General features: G+C 69.3%; 15 protein-coding genes. 9 read left to right on the top strand and 6 right to left on the bottom strand.

The window, feature by feature from the left end:
* Window positions 1–203 precede the first annotated feature (203 nt).
* Window positions 204–707: an NlpC/P60 family protein gene (locus tag ACFYO1_RS25385; RefSeq protein ID WP_387235790.1), complete on the top strand. Its 504-nt coding sequence runs from the start codon at window positions 204–206 to the stop codon at window positions 705–707.
* On the opposite strand, the gene ACFYO1_RS25380 is transcribed toward ACFYO1_RS25385, so the two are convergent.
* The gene (locus ACFYO1_RS25380) at window positions 704–1,588 is read right to left on the bottom strand and encodes a UTP--glucose-1-phosphate uridylyltransferase (protein WP_387235787.1); all 885 of its coding nucleotides are present in this window, start codon (window positions 1,586–1,588) and stop codon (window positions 704–706) included. The two genes, ACFYO1_RS25385 and ACFYO1_RS25380, sit on opposite strands and share 4 nt — an antisense overlap.
* 390 nt (window positions 1,589–1,978) lie before the next feature.
* Here ACFYO1_RS25380 and ACFYO1_RS25375 point away from each other — a divergent pair, with 390 nt between their 5' ends.
* The 4 genes from ACFYO1_RS25375 to ACFYO1_RS25360 all read left to right on the top strand — a co-directional run bounded on the left by ACFYO1_RS25375 (window position 1,979) and on the right by ACFYO1_RS25360 (window position 8,333).
* Entirely contained in the window at window positions 1,979–2,320 is a 342-nt protein-coding gene (locus ACFYO1_RS25375; protein ID WP_387235784.1) for a TfoX/Sxy family protein, read from the top strand.
* A gap of 515 nt (window positions 2,321–2,835) precedes the next feature.
* The gene (locus tag ACFYO1_RS25370; RefSeq protein ID WP_387238550.1) at window positions 2,836–4,146 is read left to right on the top strand and encodes a DNA polymerase IV; all 1,311 of its coding nucleotides are present in this window, start codon (window positions 2,836–2,838) and stop codon (window positions 4,144–4,146) included.
* Between the two features lie 195 nt (window positions 4,147–4,341).
* Window positions 4,342–4,842 (top strand): hypothetical protein, encoded by a 501-nt coding sequence (locus ACFYO1_RS25365; RefSeq protein ID WP_387235780.1) that lies wholly within the window; start codon window positions 4,342–4,344, stop codon window positions 4,840–4,842.
* Between the two features lie 158 nt (window positions 4,843–5,000).
* Window positions 5,001–8,333, top strand: a complete 3,333-nt coding sequence (locus ACFYO1_RS25360) for an arabinosyltransferase domain-containing protein (RefSeq protein ID WP_387235777.1) — start codon at window positions 5,001–5,003, stop codon at window positions 8,331–8,333.
* Here ACFYO1_RS25360 and ACFYO1_RS25355 read toward each other — a convergent pair.
* From ACFYO1_RS25355 to rarD, 3 genes are read right to left on the bottom strand one after another with little or no spacing between them, the layout of a single operon-like run.
* Window positions 8,327–8,788 carry a type II toxin-antitoxin system VapC family toxin gene (locus ACFYO1_RS25355; RefSeq protein WP_387235774.1) on the bottom strand — a complete coding sequence of 154 codons (462 nt, stop codon included), beginning with the start codon at window positions 8,786–8,788 and terminating at the stop codon, window positions 8,327–8,329. The genes ACFYO1_RS25360 and ACFYO1_RS25355 overlap by 7 nt on opposite strands.
* Window positions 8,775–9,059, bottom strand: coding sequence for a type II toxin-antitoxin system VapB family antitoxin (locus ACFYO1_RS25350; RefSeq protein ID WP_387235771.1), 285 nt, complete (start codon window positions 9,057–9,059; stop codon window positions 8,775–8,777). The genes ACFYO1_RS25355 and ACFYO1_RS25350 overlap by 14 nt, the downstream gene beginning before the upstream one ends.
* 18 nt (window positions 9,060–9,077) lie before the next feature.
* A complete protein-coding gene (gene rarD / locus ACFYO1_RS25345) occupies window positions 9,078–10,010 on the bottom strand; it encodes an EamA family transporter RarD (protein ID WP_387235768.1) in 933 nt (310 codons plus the stop codon).
* 35 nt (window positions 10,011–10,045) lie between these two features.
* Here rarD and ACFYO1_RS25340 point away from each other — a divergent pair, with 35 nt between their 5' ends.
* The gene (locus ACFYO1_RS25340; protein ID WP_387235765.1) at window positions 10,046–12,469 is read left to right on the top strand and encodes an HAD-IC family P-type ATPase; all 2,424 of its coding nucleotides are present in this window, start codon (window positions 10,046–10,048) and stop codon (window positions 12,467–12,469) included.
* An 80-nt stretch (window positions 12,470–12,549) separates the two neighbouring features.
* A complete protein-coding gene (locus tag ACFYO1_RS25335; RefSeq protein ID WP_387235762.1) occupies window positions 12,550–13,368 on the top strand; it encodes a PhzF family phenazine biosynthesis protein in 819 nt (272 codons plus the stop codon).
* A gap of 132 nt (window positions 13,369–13,500) precedes the next feature.
* Here ACFYO1_RS25335 and ACFYO1_RS25330 read toward each other — a convergent pair whose 3' ends face one another.
* The gene (locus ACFYO1_RS25330) at window positions 13,501–15,567 is read right to left on the bottom strand and encodes an MMPL family transporter (protein WP_387235759.1); all 2,067 of its coding nucleotides are present in this window, start codon (window positions 15,565–15,567) and stop codon (window positions 13,501–13,503) included.
* Between the two features lie 131 nt (window positions 15,568–15,698).
* Here ACFYO1_RS25330 and ACFYO1_RS25325 point away from each other — a divergent pair, with 131 nt between their 5' ends.
* Together ACFYO1_RS25325 and ACFYO1_RS25320 are read left to right on the top strand one after the other, a co-directional pair.
* Window positions 15,699–16,952 (top strand): sensor histidine kinase, encoded by a 1,254-nt coding sequence (locus tag ACFYO1_RS25325; protein ID WP_387235753.1) that lies wholly within the window; start codon window positions 15,699–15,701, stop codon window positions 16,950–16,952.
* Window positions 16,949–17,605, top strand: a complete 657-nt coding sequence (locus tag ACFYO1_RS25320; RefSeq protein ID WP_387235750.1) for a response regulator — start codon at window positions 16,949–16,951, stop codon at window positions 17,603–17,605. The genes ACFYO1_RS25325 and ACFYO1_RS25320 overlap by 4 nt, the downstream gene beginning before the upstream one ends.
* A 64-nt stretch (window positions 17,606–17,669) precedes the next feature.
* Here the strand turns inward: ACFYO1_RS25320 and ACFYO1_RS25315 are convergent, their stop codons facing one another.
* Window positions 17,670–18,203 carry a helix-turn-helix domain-containing protein gene (locus tag ACFYO1_RS25315; RefSeq protein ID WP_387235747.1) on the bottom strand — a complete coding sequence of 178 codons (534 nt, stop codon included), beginning with the start codon at window positions 18,201–18,203 and terminating at the stop codon, window positions 17,670–17,672.
* Window positions 18,204–18,239: the final 36 nt, after the last annotated feature.

Raw genomic sequence — 18,239 nt, 5'->3', positions numbered from 1 at the left:
GGAGCTGGTGCTGCTGTTGCAGAGAGGTACTTCTGGGGCAGCAGTGAGTTCGTGAATTGTCCTACCTGAAACCCGCTGCATCCGGCGTCGCCGAGCCGGCCGCGGCAACTGCGGCTCCGCATGGATGACGCCGCTCGACCCAGGCGTCCGCCGGGACCGCCGGATGGCGACCCGCTCGCCGGGCCGCCGGAAGGGACGAGCACGTGAACAGAAAACCCTTGCGTCGCATCGCTTTCGGATTCCTCCTAGCCACGGCCGCGACGCTCATCCTGGCCGGACCCGGATGGTCGGACACCGGCAGCGCGACCGGTAGCGCCGAATCCCTGTCCGCCTCCGGGTCCGCCGCGATTCCGCTGCCCAGCACGCACGGGGTAGGTGCGCTGGCCGCCGCGGTGTCGCAGACCGGAAAGCCCTACGAGTGGGGCGGCACCGGCCCGTTCACCTGGGACTGCTCCGGTCTGGTCCAGTGGGCGTTCCGGCAGGTCGGGGTCAACATCCCGCGCACCACGTGGGAACAGGCCAGAGCCGGCGCGCCCGTGCCCTTCTTCGCCCTCTCGCCCGGCGATGTGGTGGTGCTGAACACCGACGGCTCGCACGTCGGCATCTACGCCGGCTTCGGCCAGATCTTCAACGCCTATGACTGGGGCGTGCCGGTCGGCCTGAGCCCGCTGCGCCAGTTCGACATCTACGCCATCCGCCGCTTCTAGCGGGTCTCCTCGACCAGGCTGCGCAGCAGCGGGGCATACTTCGGATTGGCCAGCGCCGAGGCGAACTGGGCGACCAGGTAGTCGGCCGGATTGCCGGTGTCGTACCAGCTGCCGCGGATCACCTGGCCGAAGACCGGATTCTCGGCGGCGTGCACGTTGATCGCGTCGGTCAGGTACACCTCGCCGGAGCGGTGCTCGTACCAGGCCCTGGTCTGGGTGCGCAGCTCGTCGATGATGCCGGGCGTGACCACGTAACCGCCGATCGCGGCGAAGTCGGACGGCGCGTCCTCGGGCTTGGGCTTCTCCCGCAGGCCGGTGATGCGCAGCAGGCCGTTGCCCTGGTCGTCGGCGACCACCGGCACGCCGTAGCGCTGCGACTCGGCCGGGTCCATCGGCATCAGCGCGAGCACCGGGGCGCCGGTCGCCTCGTAGGCGTCGATCAGCTGCTGCGCGCGCGGCACCTCGGCGACGAACACGTCGTCCGGCCACAGCACCAGCATCGGCTCGTCGCCCAGATTGCGGGCCGCGTTCAGCACCGGGGTGCCGTTGCCGTACGGGCCGTGCTGGTCGAGGTAGGTGATGTGGCCGAGCCGGGACAGGTCGCCGACCTCTTCGACCGCGTCGGCGTAGGCCGTCTTGCCGTCCGCGCGTAGCTGCGCCACCAGGGCCGGGTTGGGCCGGAAGTGGTCCTGGATCAACGACTTTCCGCTGCTGACCACGATGGTGATGTCGGTGATGCCCGACGCGACCAGCTCGCGGACCGTGTGCTCGATGACCGGCTTGTCGCCGACCGGCAGCATCTCCTTGGGGATGGCCTTGGTCAGCGGGAGGAGCCGGGAACCGATACCGGCGGCCGGGATCACGGCCTTGCGGATCTTCATAGGTCCGATCATCACATACGAAGCTGGGCGGTAAGGCCGGTCCCCGTGCTTCGTCAACTGTTTACCGAAACCGTGTAGTGCGCCGGCGCGGGTGATATCTGCCCAGGTCGTGGGCTGGTTGACGGTTCAAGACCGGGCCGGGGGCGAGCGGGCAAGGGCTGTTGATCTCTACAGAAAACCAACAGCTAGTACGCAGTCACTACGCAGCATCGGTAGCTGCCGGGATCTGTCGGTGTCCGGGCGTAGATTTCCGACTGTGAGTGAGCGAACCATCGGCGCGGCAGTTCCGCGAACGGCGCGGCCGGGCGTGCGAGGCGCAGTCGTGAGTGAGCGAACCATCGGCACCGCGTCCCCGCGAACAGCGCGGCCGGGCGTCGCCGAGGCACGGTCGTGAGTACCGACAAGGCGACGGTCGCCGGGATCCTCGAACAGCTCGAGCCGCTGGACGTGCGGGCCAGGGCGATGTTCGGCGAGTACGGGCTGTACTGCGACGACAAGCTGGTCGCCTTGATCGCCGACGATCACCTCTTCGTCAAACCCACCGCGGTGGCCGCCGGTTACGCCGACGAATCCTGGCTGGCCCCACCGTATCCCGGCGCCAAGGACTACTACCGGGTGCCGGCAGCGCGGCTGGCGGATCCGGCCTGGCTGGCCGAGTTCGTGCAGCGCACCGCCGAGGCGCTGCCGATGCGGGCCCCGAAGCCCAGAAAACCCGCGGCGAAACCACGGTGAGCGGTCAGCATCCGCCGACCCGCGCGGACATTCGAGCCGACCCGTCTCACAACGGTCCGCACCCCGAGCACGCCGACCCGCCGAGCGCCGACCCGCCGAACGGCACATCTGGGGATGTACCGAGCCCAGCCGACGCCGACATACCAAGTGCCGTGGGTGCCGACGAGCCGAGCGCCGTGGTGACCGACGAGCCGAGTGCTGCGGATGCCGACGAGCCGAGTGCTATAGCGACCGATGTGCCGGGTGGTGTGGCGGCCGGTGTGCCGAGTGTTGTGGCGGCTCGCGTGCTGGGTGTTGTGGCTTCCGACGGTACGAGTGCTGCGGGTGCTGATGGGCCGAGTGGTGTGGCGATCGGCGGACCGGGTGGTGCGGGGGCCGACGGGCTGAGTGTTGGGGCAACCGGCGTGGTGGGTGCTGTGGCTTCAGACGGGGTGGGTGCGGGGTTTGGCGGGGTGCCGGGGCTTGTGCGGGCCGATGCGCAGAGCACTGCTCGGCGTTGGGTGTTGCACATCGATATGGACGCGTTCTTCGCGTCTGTCGAACAGTTGACCCGGCCTACGCTGCGCGGGCGTCCGGTGCTGGTCGGGGGTATCGGTGGGCGGGGTGTTGTGGCGGGCGCGAGTTATGAGGCGCGGGTGTATGGGGCGCGGTCGGCTATGCCGATGCATCAGGCGCGCAGGCTGGTCGGTGTCACCGCGGTGGTGGTGCCGCCGCGCGGCGTGGTCTACGGGGTGCTGAGCGGGCAGGTGTTCGACACGCTCCGCAGCCGGATTCCGGTGCTGGAGACGCTGTCGTTCGACGAGGCCTTCGGCGAGCCCGCCGAACTGGCCGGCGCGACCGTGGCGCAGGTGCAGCAGTTCTGTGCCGATCTGCGCGCGGCCGTGCGCGAACGCACCGGACTGACCGCCTCGGTCGGCGCCGGCACCGGCAAGCAACTCGCCAAGATCGCTTCCGGTCTCGCCAAACCCGATGGCATACGGGTGGTTTCGGCGGTCGAGCAGCCGCAGATGCTGGCCGCGCTGCCGGTCCGGAAGCTGTGGGGGATCGGCCCGGTGGCCGAGCACAAGCTGCGCTCGCTCGGCATCGAGACGGTCGGCGCGTTCGCCGCGCTGCCCGAGTCCGAGGCCATGTCGATCCTGGGCAGCAGCGTCGGCGCCGCACTGCACCGGCTGGCCCGCGGCATCGATGACCGGCCGGTCGCCGAACGCAACGAGGCCAAACAGATCAGCGCCGAAACCACCTACGAGACCGACATCGTCACCCTGGCCCAGCTGCGCCCCGCCATCGAGAAGATGGCCGCGGCCGCGCATCGCCGCCTGGTCAAGGACGGCCGCGCGGCCCGCACCGTCGTGCTCAAACTGCGCAAGTCCGATATGAGCATCGTGACCCGCTCCTTCACCCTGCCCTACGCCACCGAGGACCTGGTGACGCTGACCACCGCCGCCCAGCGCTCGGCGATCGACCCGGCCGAGCTCGGGCCGATCCGGCTGGTCGGGGTCGGCTACGGCGGATTGTCCACGGTGCGACAGGAATCCCTGTTTCCCGAACTCGATCAGGCACCGATCACCGAGGCGTGGGAAAGCGAGGCCGAGCCGGACCCGGCTCCCGCGACCGCGGCGCCGGCGAGCACGACCGCGGGACCGCTCTGGCATCCCGGCATGGACGTCGAACACGCCGAGTTCGGCCACGGCTGGGTGCAGGGCGGTGGCTACGGCGTGGTGACCGTGCGGTTCGAGACCCGTTCGACCGGACCCGGTCCCGCGCGTACCTTTCCCGCCGACGATCCGAGCCTGACCAGAGCCGATCCGCTGAACAGTCTCCGGTGAGCGCGCGGGCGAACGGCTCGACATCGCCGAGCACACCGGCTACGTTCGCTGCCGACGACATCAGTCAGTCCCGTGTGGGTCCACGCGGTGGTCCTCTGTGCCGGTAGCCTGGGAGCTCGTGCAGCGCCGCCGGTCGGGTGGAGGCTGCCATTGGTGGACATGACACGGACCTACTCGAACGCAAAGGACGAGCAGTTGAAGCTTCGTAAGACTGGACGCATCGCGATCGCCGGCCTGGCCGTGGTTGCCGCGCTGGGGATGACCGCGTGTGGCAGCGACGACAAGGACAAGCCCGCGGCCAAGACGACGACCAGCGCCAAGGCGTCGGCGTCGGCGAGCGCCGCGAACCTGCCGCCGGTCCCGACCGTCGCGGAGCTGAACACCGCCCTGGCTCGCGCGCTCGACCCGACGGTTCCGGCGTCGGAGAAGCTCGACGGCGTGCAGGGTGCCGAGGCCGACCCGACGCTGCCGGACCGGCTGTCCCAGGCGGCCAAGGGCGCCGACGTGAAGATCGAGGTCACCGACGTCTCCAGCTTCGGTGACAGCGTCAACGCCAAGGCCAAGTTCATCGTGAACGGCCAGGAGAACATCGTCGACGTGCCGTTCGTCGCGGACAACGGCAAGTGGAAGATCCAGAAGTCCTGGGCCTGCGCCATGCTGACCAACCTGGGCCAGACCTCCACGGCCTGCGGCTAGATCGTGTCCGCCGTGGCCGGCCCCCGAGGAGCCGGCCACGGCAACGACCGATTCGTCCGGTACCGCGAGGTGCCGAATACGCAGGCTGAGTTCATGATTCGAGCGCTGATAGCTGGGACTCTGTGTCATCCGATGATTTCGCGCTAGCATCCACCGTCGTGACTGTCAGTGACGCTGTGCGTGAATCCGCTCATCCGCCGGCCCAGCAGGCGGACCAGCAGGATTCGAGCAAGCGTCGCACTGCCTCCGGTCGGCTCCGATTGCTGGCTATCGTCAGCGGGGTGCTCGCGCTCCTGGCCGCGGTATCGATTCCGTTCCTGCCGGTCGAGCAGGACCAATCCAGTGTGGCGTGGCCGCAGACGGCCGCGGTGACGTCGGTGACCGCACCGTTGATCACCTACGCGCCGATGAACCTCTCCGCGCAGATCCCGTGTGCCGCGTTCGGCGCGCTCGCGGATACGGGCGGCGTTGTGGTGTCGACGATTCCGCGCCAGTCGCCGGACCTGGAGCGCTATGGGTTCGTGGTGAAGGTCGTCGCCGACGCACCGGATCGCGCGGGCCGGGTCGACGTGGTGTCGCGCAACATGCTGCTGTGGTCCGCGCCGTTGAGCGCGGTCCGCGATTCCGGCTGTGCGGTCGATATCGAGATGAATACCGAGCGGACCACGGTGTCCGCGTCCGGTCTCGCCGATTCGGCCAAGGAGTTCACCTCCGACATCCGCCCGCAGGTGGTCGGCGTATTCAGCGAGCTGACCGGCGCCGCGCCGGCCGGGCTGCACGTGAATGTCCAAGTGGATTCCCGGTTCTCGTCCTCGCCGTCGGTGCTGAAGCTGGCCGCGATGGTGCTGGCCGCGCTGGCCACCGTGGTGGCGCTGGTCGCGCTGTACCGCTTGGACGGCCTCGACGGCCGGAGGACCCGGCGATTCCTGCCGACCAGCTGGTGGCGGTTGCGCCCGGCGGACTACGTCGTGTTCGCGACGCTGCTGGTGTGGCATTTCATCGGCGCCAACACCTCCGACGACGGCTACATCCTGGGCATGGCGCGCGCCTCCCAGAGTTCCGGCTTCATGTCGAACTACTACCGCTGGTTCAGCGTCGACGAGGGCCCGTTCTACACCCCGTACACCGACATGATCTCGCTGCTGACCCACGTGTCCTCGGCGAGTCCCTGGGTTCGGCTGCCCACCCTGCTCGTCGGCGTCTTCACCTGGTGGTTGATCAGCCGCGAGATCCTGCCCCGGCTCGGTGTGGTGTTGCGGGACAACAAGATTGTGGTGTGGACGAGCGCGCTGGTGTTCCTCGCGTTCTGGATGCCCTACGACAACGGCCTGCGCGCCGAACCCTTTGTGGCACTCGGCGTCGTGCTCACCTGGGCCTCGGTCGAACGGGCCATCGCGACCCGGCGGCTGCTGCCCTACGCGTTCGCCATCGTCGTCGCCGCGCTGACCTTGACCTGTGCGCCCTCGGGCCTGATCTGTCTCGGCGCGCTCGCGGCCGGTGCTCGCACGATGACCGCGGTGCTGGTGCAGCGGGCGAAGAACTCCGGCTACCTCGCGCTGCTGCTGCCCGGGCTCGCGGCCGGGACCGTGGTGCTGACCATCGTCTTCGCGGACCGGACCTTGGCCGGCGCCCGCGAAATGTTCTACGTGCACGGCCGGATCGGGCCCGGCGAGTCCTGGTTCTTCGAGTTCCTGCGCTATCAGTATCTGTTGCAGATCAACGCCGACGGCTGGCTGACCAGGCGGTTCGGCATGTTCATGCTGCTGCTCGGCCTGGCGGTCTGCGTGGTCACGATGCTGCGCCGGGGCGGGCGCATTCCGGGGACGGCGCTCGGTCCCGGCCGCCGGCTGGTCGGGATCACCGTCGCCGCGATGGTGCTGATGATGTTCTCCCCGACCAAGTGGACCCACCAGTTCGGCGTCTTCGCCGGTCTGGCCGCCTGTGTCGCGGCGCTCACCGCGGTCTCCATCAGTCCTGCGGTCATGCGCCCGCTGCGCAACCGCGCGCTGTTCGCCGCCGCCGTATTCTTCGCCATGGCACTGACTTTCGTCGGCGCCAACGGCTACTGGTACGTGTCGGCGTGGGGCATCCCGTGGTGGGACAAGCCGCCGACCTTCGCCGGTTTCGGTCTGTCGACCTTCGCCGCGGGGCTCTCGGTGCTCGCCCTGGCGGTGGCGGCCTGGTTCCATATCCGGCCGCAGACCCAGCCACGGCCGGACTCGGTACCCGGCCGGTTCGCGCGGGTGCCCGTGCTGGCCGTCGTCGCGGCCGCGATGGTGGCGTTCGAGGTGCTGTCCTTCGCGAAAGCCGCAGTGGCGCAGTATCCGTCGTACTCGCTCGCGCAGTCGAACCTGTCCGCGGCGACCGGTGGCGGCTGCGGCCTCGCCGACAAGGTGCTGATCGAGACCGACCCCAACGCGTCGGTGCTGAAGCCGCTGTCCGGCGATCCCGCGACCGCGCTCGCCGGTGTCGGCTCGACCGGCTTCACCCCGAACGGCGTGGCCGCCGACCTCACCTCCGATGAGGTCGAATCCACCACGGGCAAGGCGAATTCCGTCGCGAGCGCCGACTCCGACGACACCACCGATCCGAAGGCCGGATCGAAATCGCCCGGCTCCGAGGCGGGTACGTCGGGCGTCGGGATCAACGGCAGCACTGTCCCGCTGCCCTTCGGCCTCGACCCGGCCACCACCCCGGTGCTCGGCAGCTACCACGACGGCGCGCAGGTGCCGGCCGAGCTGACCTCCGGCTGGTATCGACTTCCCGAGGACAGCAACGGAAGTCGCGGCCCGATCGTCTCGATCGCGGTGGCCGGCCGGATCCGGCACGTGGACCGCGACGGCATCGTGCACCCCGGCCAGGACCTGCGCGTCGAGTACGGTCGCGCCGGATCCGACGGCACCGCGACCACACTCGGCAGCGTCGACCCGATCGACATCGGACCGTCGCCGTCCTGGCGCAACGTCCGTGTTCCGTTCGATCAGCTGCCCGGCGACGCGAACGTCGTCCGGATCGTGGCCAGCGACAAGGATCTCGGCAAGGACCAGTGGCTCGCGGTGACCCCGCCGCGCGTGCCGCAGACGAAAACCATGACCGCCGTGGTCGGTTCGAAGACCCCGGTGCTGCTGGACTGGGAGGTCGTGTTGCACTTCCCCTGCCAGAACCTGGTGCCCACGCACGCGGGCGTCGGCGACCTGCCGGTCTACCGGATCCTGCCGGACCGCAACGGCGCCACCATCACCAACCTGTGGCAGGCGCACGACGGCGGCGGCCCGCTCGGCTGGACCCAAATGCTGTTCACCGCAAGGACTCTGCCCACGTACCTGGACAAGGACTGGGACCGCGACTGGGGCTCGATCGAGCAATACCTGCCCCTCGACCCCAACGCCCAGCCCGCCAAGGTCACCGTCGACCAGACCCAGCGCTGGGGCACCTGGACCCCGGGCCACATCAACACCGCCTGGCAGCCCGGCGCCCGTCCGGGCTACTGACGCCGCGCGCGTACCCCCTTCGCCTTCGCCGGCAGTGGATGCTGCCAGCGTAGGCCTGGGAATCGAGCGAAACCCCGGTCGCACGTGATCAATTCGCTGCCCGACTCGATCGCCAGCGCGGCGTGATAAGCGTCGGCGACGTCGTTGCCGCGGGCGTTCACGGTGCGGCACAGGTCCGCGAAAATCTCGTAGTGTCTCGGTCCGGGTCGTGCGGGGCGGGAATTCGGTGCGCCGAGCAGGATTTCGGTGAATTCCAGCGCCTGGTCCGGCGGCGTCGGCGTCCGGAAGATCCGTGGATTGGTCACCACGCGAACGAATCCGCTGAGCACCAACTCGCTCAGTGCGAAGGTGGCGGACCCGTTCACCAGCGTGGTCAGCCACGCGTGGACCTCGGTGTGGTCGGGTGCCTCTGCGCGAAAGGCGTAGACCAGCACGTTGACGTCAGGGAGCAGCATGGGGCAGCGTCGACCGCAGCAGCGCGTCGTCATCCTCGTAATCGGCGTCTCGAACGGACTTCCAATCGGCGGGCACGACGCCGATCTGGAATCCGTCGCCACCGAATGTCGGTAGTGCGATGTCCCTGCGGACCGTGTCTCGTTCGCTGAGTTCTTCGAGCAGCATGCGCAGAGCCTCCTCGATCAGGCTGGTCAGGGTGCGTCCGTCCCGGGCGGCCCGTTCTTTGGCCGCACGAAGCAGCGCATCATCGAGGTCCAGGGTCGTTCGCATGCAGATAACCGTACCCGCTCATGCAGATTTCTGCACGGAATTGTTTTCGGCGACCGCGGGCGAGCGGCGGCCGAGGCGGGTACGCCGCGCGCGTAACAGGGCGTGTGCGGTGAAGATGGCCAGTGCTGCCCAGATGAGTGCGAAACCAGCCCAGCGGGAGGCGGGCATGGGTTCGTGGGCGATGGCGACGCCCCAGGCCATCTGGAGGGCCGGAGTGAGGTACTGCAACAGGCCCATGGTGGACAGCGGAACCCGCTGGGCGGCAACCGAGAACAGCAGCAGCGGAATCAGCGTGACCGGTCCGGTCGCCATCATCAGCGCGGCATGTCCTGCGCTGGAACCGAATTCGCTGCGTCCGGTGACCGCCAGCCCGATCAGGAAGATCAGCGCGAACGGCGCGGCCACCACCCCCTCCGCCGCGATCCCGCGCAGCGCGTCCAGCGGAACCACCTTCTTCACCAGGCCGTACGTCGCGAACGAGCAGGCCAGCACCAGCGCGATGACCGGCGGCCTGCCGTAGTCGACGGTGAGCACCGCCACCGCGGCGGCGCCGAGCCCCAGTGCGGCCCACTGCGCCTTGGCCAGCCGCTCGCGGAAGATCAACACCCCGAACGCCACCGTGACCAGCGGGTTGATGAAGTACCCCAGCGCGCACTCCACCACGTGCCCCGAGATCACGCCGTACACGTACACACCCCAGTTGATCGCGATCGCCGCCGACGCCACCGCCGCCAACCGCCAGGTCCGCGGTCCGATCCCGCGCAGCTCGCGCAGCCGCCCCGACACCAGCAGCACCGCGAGCACCACCAGCAACGTCCACAGGATCCGCTGCGCGACCACCTCGGCCGCGCCGGCGAACGCCAGCAACCCGAAGAACGCGGGGAACAAACCCCAGAGGAAGAACGCGCTCGTACCGAACGCAACACCCGGGATAGACCTGCTCCGCTGCACGCTTCCGACGCTACTTCTCCCGTAGCCTTGCGGTCATGTCGACAACCGTGCAGGCATCGCGCGCCACCGGACTCACCGCGGCGGAGGTCGAGCAACGTCGCCGCGACGGGCTCACCAACGATGTGCCGGACCGAGCCAGCCGCTCGGTCCGCGACATCGTCCGGGCAAACGTGTTCACCCGGATCAACGCCCTGCTCGGCGTGCTGTTCATCCTGGTGCTGGCCACCGGTTCGATCATCGACGGCATGTTCGGCCTGTTGATCATCGCGAACAGCGCGATCGGCATCATCCAGGAGGTCCGGGCCAAGCGCACCCTGGACAAGCTGGCCATCGTCAGCCAGACCAAACCCACCGTGCGCCGCGACGGCAAGGCCGTCGAGGTGGCGCCGCGCGAGGTGGTCCTCGACGACCTGATCGAGCTCGGTCCCGGCGACCAGATCGTGGTCGACGGTGAGGTCGCCGAGGCCTCGCTGCTGGAGATCGACGAGTCGCTGCTCACCGGCGAGGCCGACCCGATGGACAAGCAGGTCGGCGCGGAGGTGATGTCGGGCAGCTACGTGGTCTCCGGCAGCGGCTGCTACCGCGCGACCAAGGTCGGCAAGGACGCCTACGCGGCCAAACTGGCCGACGAGGCGAGCAAGTTCACCTTGGTGAAGTCGGAGCTGCGCAGCGGCATCGACACGATCCTGAAGGTGATCACCTACCTGCTGATCCCGGCGGGCCTGCTGAGCATCTACAACCAGCTGTTCTCCAGCAAGGAGTCGTGGCGGCCCGCGGTGAGCGGCATGGTCGCCGCGCTGGTGCCGATGGTGCCCGAGGGCCTGGTGCTGATGACCTCGGTGGCGTTCGCGGTCGGCGTGGTGCGACTGGGCCGGCGGCAATGCCTGGTGCAGGAACTGCCGGCCATCGAGGGCCTGGCCAGGGTGGACGTGGTCTGCGCGGACAAGACCGGCACGCTCACCGAGAACGGCATGCGCCTGTCCGACATCAAGGTCCTGGAATCGTTCGAGGACAACGACGTTCGCCAAGCCCTGGCCGCGCTGGCGGCCGACGATCCGCGCCCGAACGCGAGCGTGCAGGCCATCGCGGAGGCGTTGCCGGACGGCCCCGGCTGGCAGCGCACCGCGGTCGCGCCGTTCTCCTCGGCCAAGAAATGGAGCGGCTGCTCCTACGGCGAGCACGGCGACTGGCTGCTCGGCGCGCCGGACGTGCTGCTCGACTCGGACTCCGAAGACGCCAGGGTCGCAGAGGAACTCGGCTCCTCCGGCCTGCGCATCCTGCTGCTGGCCCGCAGCGATCGCCCGGTGGACGCCGCGGACGCGCCGGGCACCGTGCGCCCCGCCGCGCTGGTCGTGCTCGAGCAGCGGGTCCGGCCCGACGCCAAGGAGACCCTCGAATACTTTGCCGGCCAGAATGTTTCGATCAAGGTGATCTCCGGCGACAACGCCGTCTCGGTGGGCGCGGTCGCCGCCTCGCTCGATCTCCAGGGCGGTGATCACGCGGTCGACGCGCGCCAATTGCCCGAGGACCGGGCACAACTGGCCGACGTGCTCGACCACGAGACCACCTTCGGCCGGGTCCGCCCCGACCAGAAGCGCGCCATGGTCGCGGCCTTGCAGTCGCGTGGCCACACCGTCGCGATGACCGGCGACGGCGTGAACGACGTGCTCGCGCTCAAGGACGCCGACATCGGCGTCGCGATGGGCGCGGGCAGCCCGGCCACCCGCGCGGTCGCGCAGATCGTGTTGCTGGACAACAAGTTCGCGACGCTGCCGTACGTGGTGGGCGAGGGCCGGCGGGTGATCGGCAACATCGAGCGGGTCTCGAATCTGTTCCTCACCAAGACCGTCTACTCGGTGCTGCTCGCCTTCCTGATCGGCATCGCCGGCGTCGGCTCGCAGATCTTCGGTTACGACCCGATCGGCTATCCGTTCCTGCCCCGGCACGTCACCATCGCCGCCTGGTTCACCATCGGCATCCCGGCGTTCATCCTCTCGCTCGCGCCGAACAACGAGCGGGCGCGCAGCGGATTCGTCCGGCGCGTCATGCGTTTGGCCATTCCGTCCGGCGTGGTGATCGGTGTCGCCACCTTCGTCGCCTACCTGATCGCCTACGCCGGTCCGGACGCCACCGCGCAGCAGAAGGAACAGGCGGGCACCACCGCGCTGATCACCCTGATCATGATCGCGGTGTGGGTGCTCGCCATCGTGGCCAGGCCGTACGTGTGGTGGAAGGTGGTGCTCATCGGGGCTTCGGTGGCCGCGTACGTCTTCCTGTTCACCGTCCCGTTCACCCGGCACTTCTTCAAGCTGGATCCGTCCGACGTCGGGCTCACCACGGCCGCATTCATTTGCGGCGCTGTCGGAATCGTGCTCGTCGAGGTGGCCTGGTGGGTGAGCGCGCGGCTGCTCGGCGAGAAAGGAAAACTGTTCCCGACCCCGAACAACGACGTTTCCTGACAAACTGGACATCTGACCCGGCGCGCCGCGAGAAGCCTTGTGCGAAGCGGCCATTCAGTGTTGGAGTACCTTCTCCGAATATGGAGGTACTGCTGCACCAGATCGACGCGTTCGCCGACGCACCGTTCTCGGGCAACCCAGCCGCGGTGATGCCGCTCTTGTCCTGGCTCCCGGATTCGTTGCTGCAACACCTGGCCGAGGAGAACAATCTCGCCGAAACCGCCTTCTACACCGCGGAATTACCGCCGGAGGCCGGTGCGCCTCCCGGCGACTGGCCGGCGTTCCACCTGCGCTGGTTCACCCCCGCCGTCGAGGTCGACATGTGCGGGCACGCCACGGTGGCCAGTGCCGCACAGATTTTGGCGGACATGCACCCCGGCGCCGACCGGGTGAGCTTCTTCACCCGCAGCGGCTGGCTGCACGTGGACCGCACCGACGACGACGAATTCGTGCTCGATCTGCCCGCCGTACCCGCCACCGAGGTGCAACCCGATCTGGTGCTGGTCGCCGCGCTCGGCGTCAGCCCGGTGCGCGCCTTCACCGGCACCGACGAGGTCATCGTGGTGGCCACCGAACAGGAAGTCCGCGACGCCGAACCGATCTTCACCGCGTTTCCGCCGCTGCCGCGCGGCGTGATCGTCACCGCCCGTGGCGAATCCGCCGATTTCGTCTCGCGCTTCTTCGCGCCCGGCGTCGGTGTGCCCGAGGATCCGGTCACCGGATCGGCACACGCCCAACTGGTTCCGCTGTGGGCCCGCGAATTCGGCCGCACCGAACTCACCGCCCGTCAGCTCTCCCGCCGCGGCGGCAGCCTGCGCTGCGAACTCGCGGGCGACCGCGTGCTGCTCATCGGCCGTTGCCGCCGCTACCTGGATGGGGTTGTGCAGCTGCCGGACTGAACCGAGCATCCGCGACTCGTCGAGTCGCGTGCTGTCACCGCGGCGCGGCGAGTCATGATGCGGCGTGGTGATGTCAGGCCTCCGCCGGGGTGAAGTGGGGATGAATCACCCCGGCGGAGGTCTGTCCCCTCCCTAAATCGGCGACGGTTCTTGCCTGCGCTGAACCGCCACCGAATCCTGTTCTGCCCTGGCCGGTTTCGTCGGCCACCAGACCTGGTCGCCGGCCAGCAGGGTCAGCGCGGGCACCAGCACCGACCGCACCAGCACCGTGTCCAGCAGCACGCCGAACGCCACCGTGAACCCGACCTGGACCATCGCCACCAGCGGCAACGTCATCAACACCGCGAAGGTCGCGGCGAGCACCACGCCCGCCGAGGTGATCACGCCGCCGGTCACCGACAGGCTGCGCAGCATCGCGTCCCTGGTGCCGTGCCGCGGCGTCTCCTCGCGGGCGCGGCTCATCAGGAAGATGTTGTAGTCGACGCCGAGCGCGACCAGGAACAGGAACGTCATCACCAGCAGCGATGGTTCGAGCCCGTGGAAGCCGAAGATCTGCTCGAAGACGAAAACGCTTGCGCCGAAAGCCGATCCGAACGACAACAGCACGGTCAGTACCAGCCCGATCGGCGCGATGACCGAGCGGAGCAGCAGGCCGAGGATGACGGTCACCACGAGCAGCACCAGCGTCAGCACCCACCAGTTGTCCCGCGCGGAGGCGGTGTCGACGTCGAGATTCATCGCGCTCGGGCCACCGACCAGGGTGCCGGCGCCGACCTTCGGCAGGGTGTCGCGGAGTCGTTGGATGGTGGCGTATTCGGCCGCCGAATCCGGTGCGTCCACCGGAATCGCGGTGATCGCGCCGTATTCCGGGCCGGTCCGGCCGTCCTCGGCGAACCCGATGCCGGGGTCGGCGCGCACCGCCCGCAGGACCTCCGCCCGGAATTCGTTGCGGGCCAGCACGGTCAACGGCAGGCCGCCGCGTTCGGGGAAGTGTTCGGCGATCTGCTGCTGCCCGGCCACCGAGTCCGGCGCGGTGACGAAACGATCGGCCTGCCCGAGCGCAGCGGTGTTGCCGAACAGCCCGAGGGTCAGCACCGCGAGTATGCCGACGGACGCTGCGGCCGCCGTGGCTGGTCGACGAGAGATGGCTTGCCCCAGGCGATCCCACAGCCCGGTCCGCTGAGCCGCGCTGGACCGCGGGCGCGGAATCCGCGGCCAGAACACCCACCGGCCGCACAGCACGAGCACCGCGGGAAAGAACGTGAGCATGACCGCGAGCGTGCCGGCGATCGCCGCCGCGCCGACCGGGCCGAGCCCCGCGGTGCTGTTCATGTCGGCGACCAGCAGGCACAGCAGCCCGGCCGTCACCGTCGCCGCCGAGGCGGTGATCGCCGGCGCCGCGCGGCGCAGTGCCGCCGACATCGCCGCGCCGGGCGCCGAATGGTGGTGCAGCTCTTCGCGATACCGCGCCACGATCAACAGCGCGTAATCGGTGCCGACGCCGAACACCAGAATCGTGAGGATCGCCGAACTCTGATCGCTCACCGTGATGCCGAACGCCCGCACCAGCCCGTACACCGCGGCCATCGACACGACGTCGGCCACCGCCACCGAGATCAACGGCGCCAGCCACAGCAGCGGACTGCGGTAGGTGAGCAACAGCAGCACGGCCACCACGGCCACGGTCACCAGCAGCAGCTGGGTATCGACGCCGTCGAAGCTGCCCTCGAAGTCGGCCTGGAGTGCCGCGGGGCCGGTGACGTGCACGGTGAGTCCGTCCGGGTGGTCGGCGACGGTCTTTCGCAGGTCCTTGATGTACTTGCCCGCCTCGCCGCGGGATTCGTCGACCGTCAGCGAATACAGCAGCGTGGTGCCGTCCCTGGCCGCCGTCGGCTGGGCCGAAGCGGCAGCGCCCGGGGCGAATTCGGCCGACAGCGCCGAAAACTGCTGCGCCGCAACGGACCGGTCCAGGTCGGTCAATCCGCTCTGCCGGAAGTAAGACAGCACGAACAGGTTCGCGGAGCCGCCCGGCAGCGTCGCCTCCAACTCGGCCGCCGCCGTCGACTGTGCCGACGCGGGCAGATACTCCACCATCCGATCGGTCTTCACGCCGTCCAGCCGACCGGCCAACGGCACCAGCGCGAGCAGCGCGACCAGCCACAGGCCGAGCACGATCAGCGCCCGGGTTCGCATTCCCATCATTTCTCCTCCGTCGAGTCCCGAGTGCAGCGTCGCTGGCGCGGAGCGGGATCACGTCCGCCCGCGGAGGGCAGTTCACGTACTCCGCACGGAGTACGTGCGCGGCCGCGAGACCGCGCACAATGGCTGGAATGGAGCGGCGATGGTGGATCGATGGCGCGATCACCGGTGTGGTCCTGTTCATTGGTTTCGGCTGGGCACTGCTGATGCCGGGGAATTCCGCCCTCGATCCGCTCGGCGTGCTGCTGCTCGTGGCGGCTGTGCTGCCGCTGCTGGCCTATCGGCGCGCGCCGCTGGCAGTGCTGCTGGCGAACTTCGCGGCCGCCTCCGTCTACCACCTGGCCGACTACCCGCACGAGGCGCTGATCCCGGCCACGATGGTCGCCCTGTTCGCGGTCGCCAGGTACGGCGACCGGCGGCGCACGGTGCTGGTGTCGCTGGTGGTCATCGCGCTGACGGAGCTCGGCGTCGTCTACTCCGCCGAGCCAGGGGAGAACACCGCGTTCCTGGCGATCGACTCGGTCGGCTGGGTGCTGGTCGCCTGCGTGGCCGGCGAGGCCGCCCGGCTCCAGCACGCCTACCTGGCCGCGATCGTGGACCGGGCCGAACGCGCGGAACGGTCCCGCGACGAGGAGGCGCGCAGGCAGGTCACCGAGGAACGGTTGCGCATCGCGCGGGATCTGCACGATCTGCTCGCGCACACCGTCACCGTCATCCAGGTGCAGGCCGGCGTCGCCGCGCATCTGCTCGCCGAGCGCAAGGCCGAGCCCGCGACGATGATCGCTGCCCTGGACACGATTTCCGATGCCTGCGTGGACGCCAGGGCCGAACTCGCCGCCACCGTCGGCGTGCTGCGGTCCGCGGTGGACGAGCCCCGTGCCCCGCTGCCCACCCTCGCACAGCTCCGCACGCTGGCCGAATCGCTCGACGCGGCGGGCGTCACGGTGCGGATCCAGCGCACCGGCCGGGTGCGCGCGCTCGCGCCCGCGGTCGAGCTGGTCGGTTACCGGATCGTTCAGGAGGCGTTGACCAACGTGGCCAAGCACTCCGGGGCGACCGCGGCACAGGTGGGACTCGACTATGCGGACGACCGGCTGACCATCCGGGTCACCGATAACGGACATGGAACCCCGAGCACGGCAGCGAAACCCGAGCCGGGCCATGGAACCAGCGGCACGACAACCGGATTCGGCATCGTCGGCATGACCGAGCGCGCCGAGGCGATCGGCGGGACGTTGACCGCGGCCGGGACGACCGACGGTTTCGCCGTCATCGCGGACCTGCCGGTCGCGGATCGAGGCGAGGCCGCCGTGCTCGGCGCGTTCTCGGACCCGGCCGAGCCCTCCGGCGCCGGCCGCGACGACTTCGCCGGCGCCGCCTCATGATTCGGGTGCTCCTCGCCGATGATCAAACGCTGGTCCGCAGCGCCTTCGCCATGCTGGTCGCCTCGGCGCCGGACATGACGGTCGTCGCCGAGGCCGCCACCGGTCGCGCCGCGATCGCGCTGGCCCGCACCGAGCGGGCCGACGTCGTCGTGATGGACATCCGCATGCCGGATCTCGACGGCATCGCCGCCACCGCCAGGATCGCCGCCGACGAGAACCTGGCCGGTGTCCGCGTCCTGGTCCTCACCACCTACGACACCGACGACAACGTGCTCGCCGCGCTGCGTGCGGGCGCCAGCGGCTTCCTCATCAAGGACGCCAAACCCGCCCTGCTGCTCGATGCCATCCGGACGGTCGCCGCGGGCGACGCGCTGCTCTCGCCGGGCGCGACCGCCGCCGTGATCGCCAGGGTGCGTGCGGTTCCGGATCCGGTACCGCGCCCGGAGATCGCCGTTCTGACCGACCGCGAACTCGACGTCCTCGTCCTCATCGCCCGCGGCATGACCAACGCCGAGATCGCGGAGACGTTGACGGTCAGCCCGCTGACGGTCAAGACCCACGTCAGCCGCATCCTCGCCAAACTCCTTGCCCGGGACCGGGTTCAGCTCGTCATCGCCGCCTACGAGGCAGGGCTGGTCACGCCGTCGGGCTGAATCATCCGGCAGCACATGGTTGCGGTGAACGTGGCAGGGTTCGCGATCACTGTGCCGCTCGGGGTCACGGCTGGTCCTCGACGGGAAAGAGGATGGGGCTCAACAGGTATCGAGTGCGGTTCGGCGTCGACTCGTTCGCGAGCTTGGGCAGGATTGCCGAACGCATGCCCTCGATCAGCTCGAGCACCTCGTCGTCGCTGAGCCAGATCGCGTGCTGGCGATAGCCGACGGCGTCCCGGGTCAGGTCGGCTGCCGGGCGGTCGAGGTAGGCGTTGAATTCGGCGAGCAGGGTGGCCATGGCTGTGGCGAATACCCGGCGATGGTCGTCGGGGGTCAGCGATTGCGCCGCCGCCGGATCGACAGTCGCGCGTTCCTGGTGCAGCCGATAGCGGCGCTGTACCGCGCCGCGGACCCGCTCCTCCTCGGCCACTTCGAGAATCCCGCCCGCCGTGAGCATTTCGACATGCCGATAGACGGTCGCCTTCGACGTATCGGGAAGTCGCTCGCACAGCTGCGCGGTGGTGAGCAGGCGGCCGCCGCGCAACGCGTGCACGATCCGCAACCGCACCGGATGTGCCAGCAGCTCCAAGGAGTCCATTGCTCCACGATCTCACAACTGATACCGTTCTCAAAC

Origin of the sequence: Nocardia sp. NPDC006044, from assembly GCF_042871115.1 — a bacterium.
GTDB lineage: Bacteria > Actinomycetota > Actinomycetes > Mycobacteriales > Mycobacteriaceae > Nocardia.
This window is presented reverse-complemented; position numbering and strand designations above follow the sequence as displayed.

Coding starts and splice junctions, on each gene's coding strand:
- ACFYO1_RS25380 (WP_387235787.1), bottom strand. CDS start 1,588: ATGAAGATCCGCAAGGCCGTGATCCCGGCCGCCGGTATCGGTTCCCGG.
- ACFYO1_RS25325 (WP_387235753.1), top strand. CDS start 15,699: ATGGAGCGGCGATGGTGGATCGATGGCGCGATCACCGGTGTGGTCCTG.
- ACFYO1_RS25370 (WP_387238550.1), top strand. CDS start 2,836: ATGGACGCGTTCTTCGCGTCTGTCGAACAGTTGACCCGGCCTACGCTG.
- ACFYO1_RS25340 (WP_387235765.1), top strand. CDS start 10,046: ATGTCGACAACCGTGCAGGCATCGCGCGCCACCGGACTCACCGCGGCG.
- ACFYO1_RS25315 (WP_387235747.1), bottom strand. CDS start 18,203: ATGGACTCCTTGGAGCTGCTGGCACATCCGGTGCGGTTGCGGATCGTG.
- ACFYO1_RS25335 (WP_387235762.1), top strand. CDS start 12,550: ATGGAGGTACTGCTGCACCAGATCGACGCGTTCGCCGACGCACCGTTC.
- ACFYO1_RS25355 (WP_387235774.1), bottom strand. CDS start 8,788: ATGCTGCTCCCTGACGTCAACGTGCTGGTCTACGCCTTTCGCGCAGAG.
- ACFYO1_RS25350 (WP_387235771.1), bottom strand. CDS start 9,059: ATGCGAACGACCCTGGACCTCGATGATGCGCTGCTTCGTGCGGCCAAA.
- ACFYO1_RS25320 (WP_387235750.1), top strand. CDS start 16,949: ATGATTCGGGTGCTCCTCGCCGATGATCAAACGCTGGTCCGCAGCGCC.
- ACFYO1_RS25330 (WP_387235759.1), bottom strand. CDS start 15,567: ATGGGAATGCGAACCCGGGCGCTGATCGTGCTCGGCCTGTGGCTGGTC.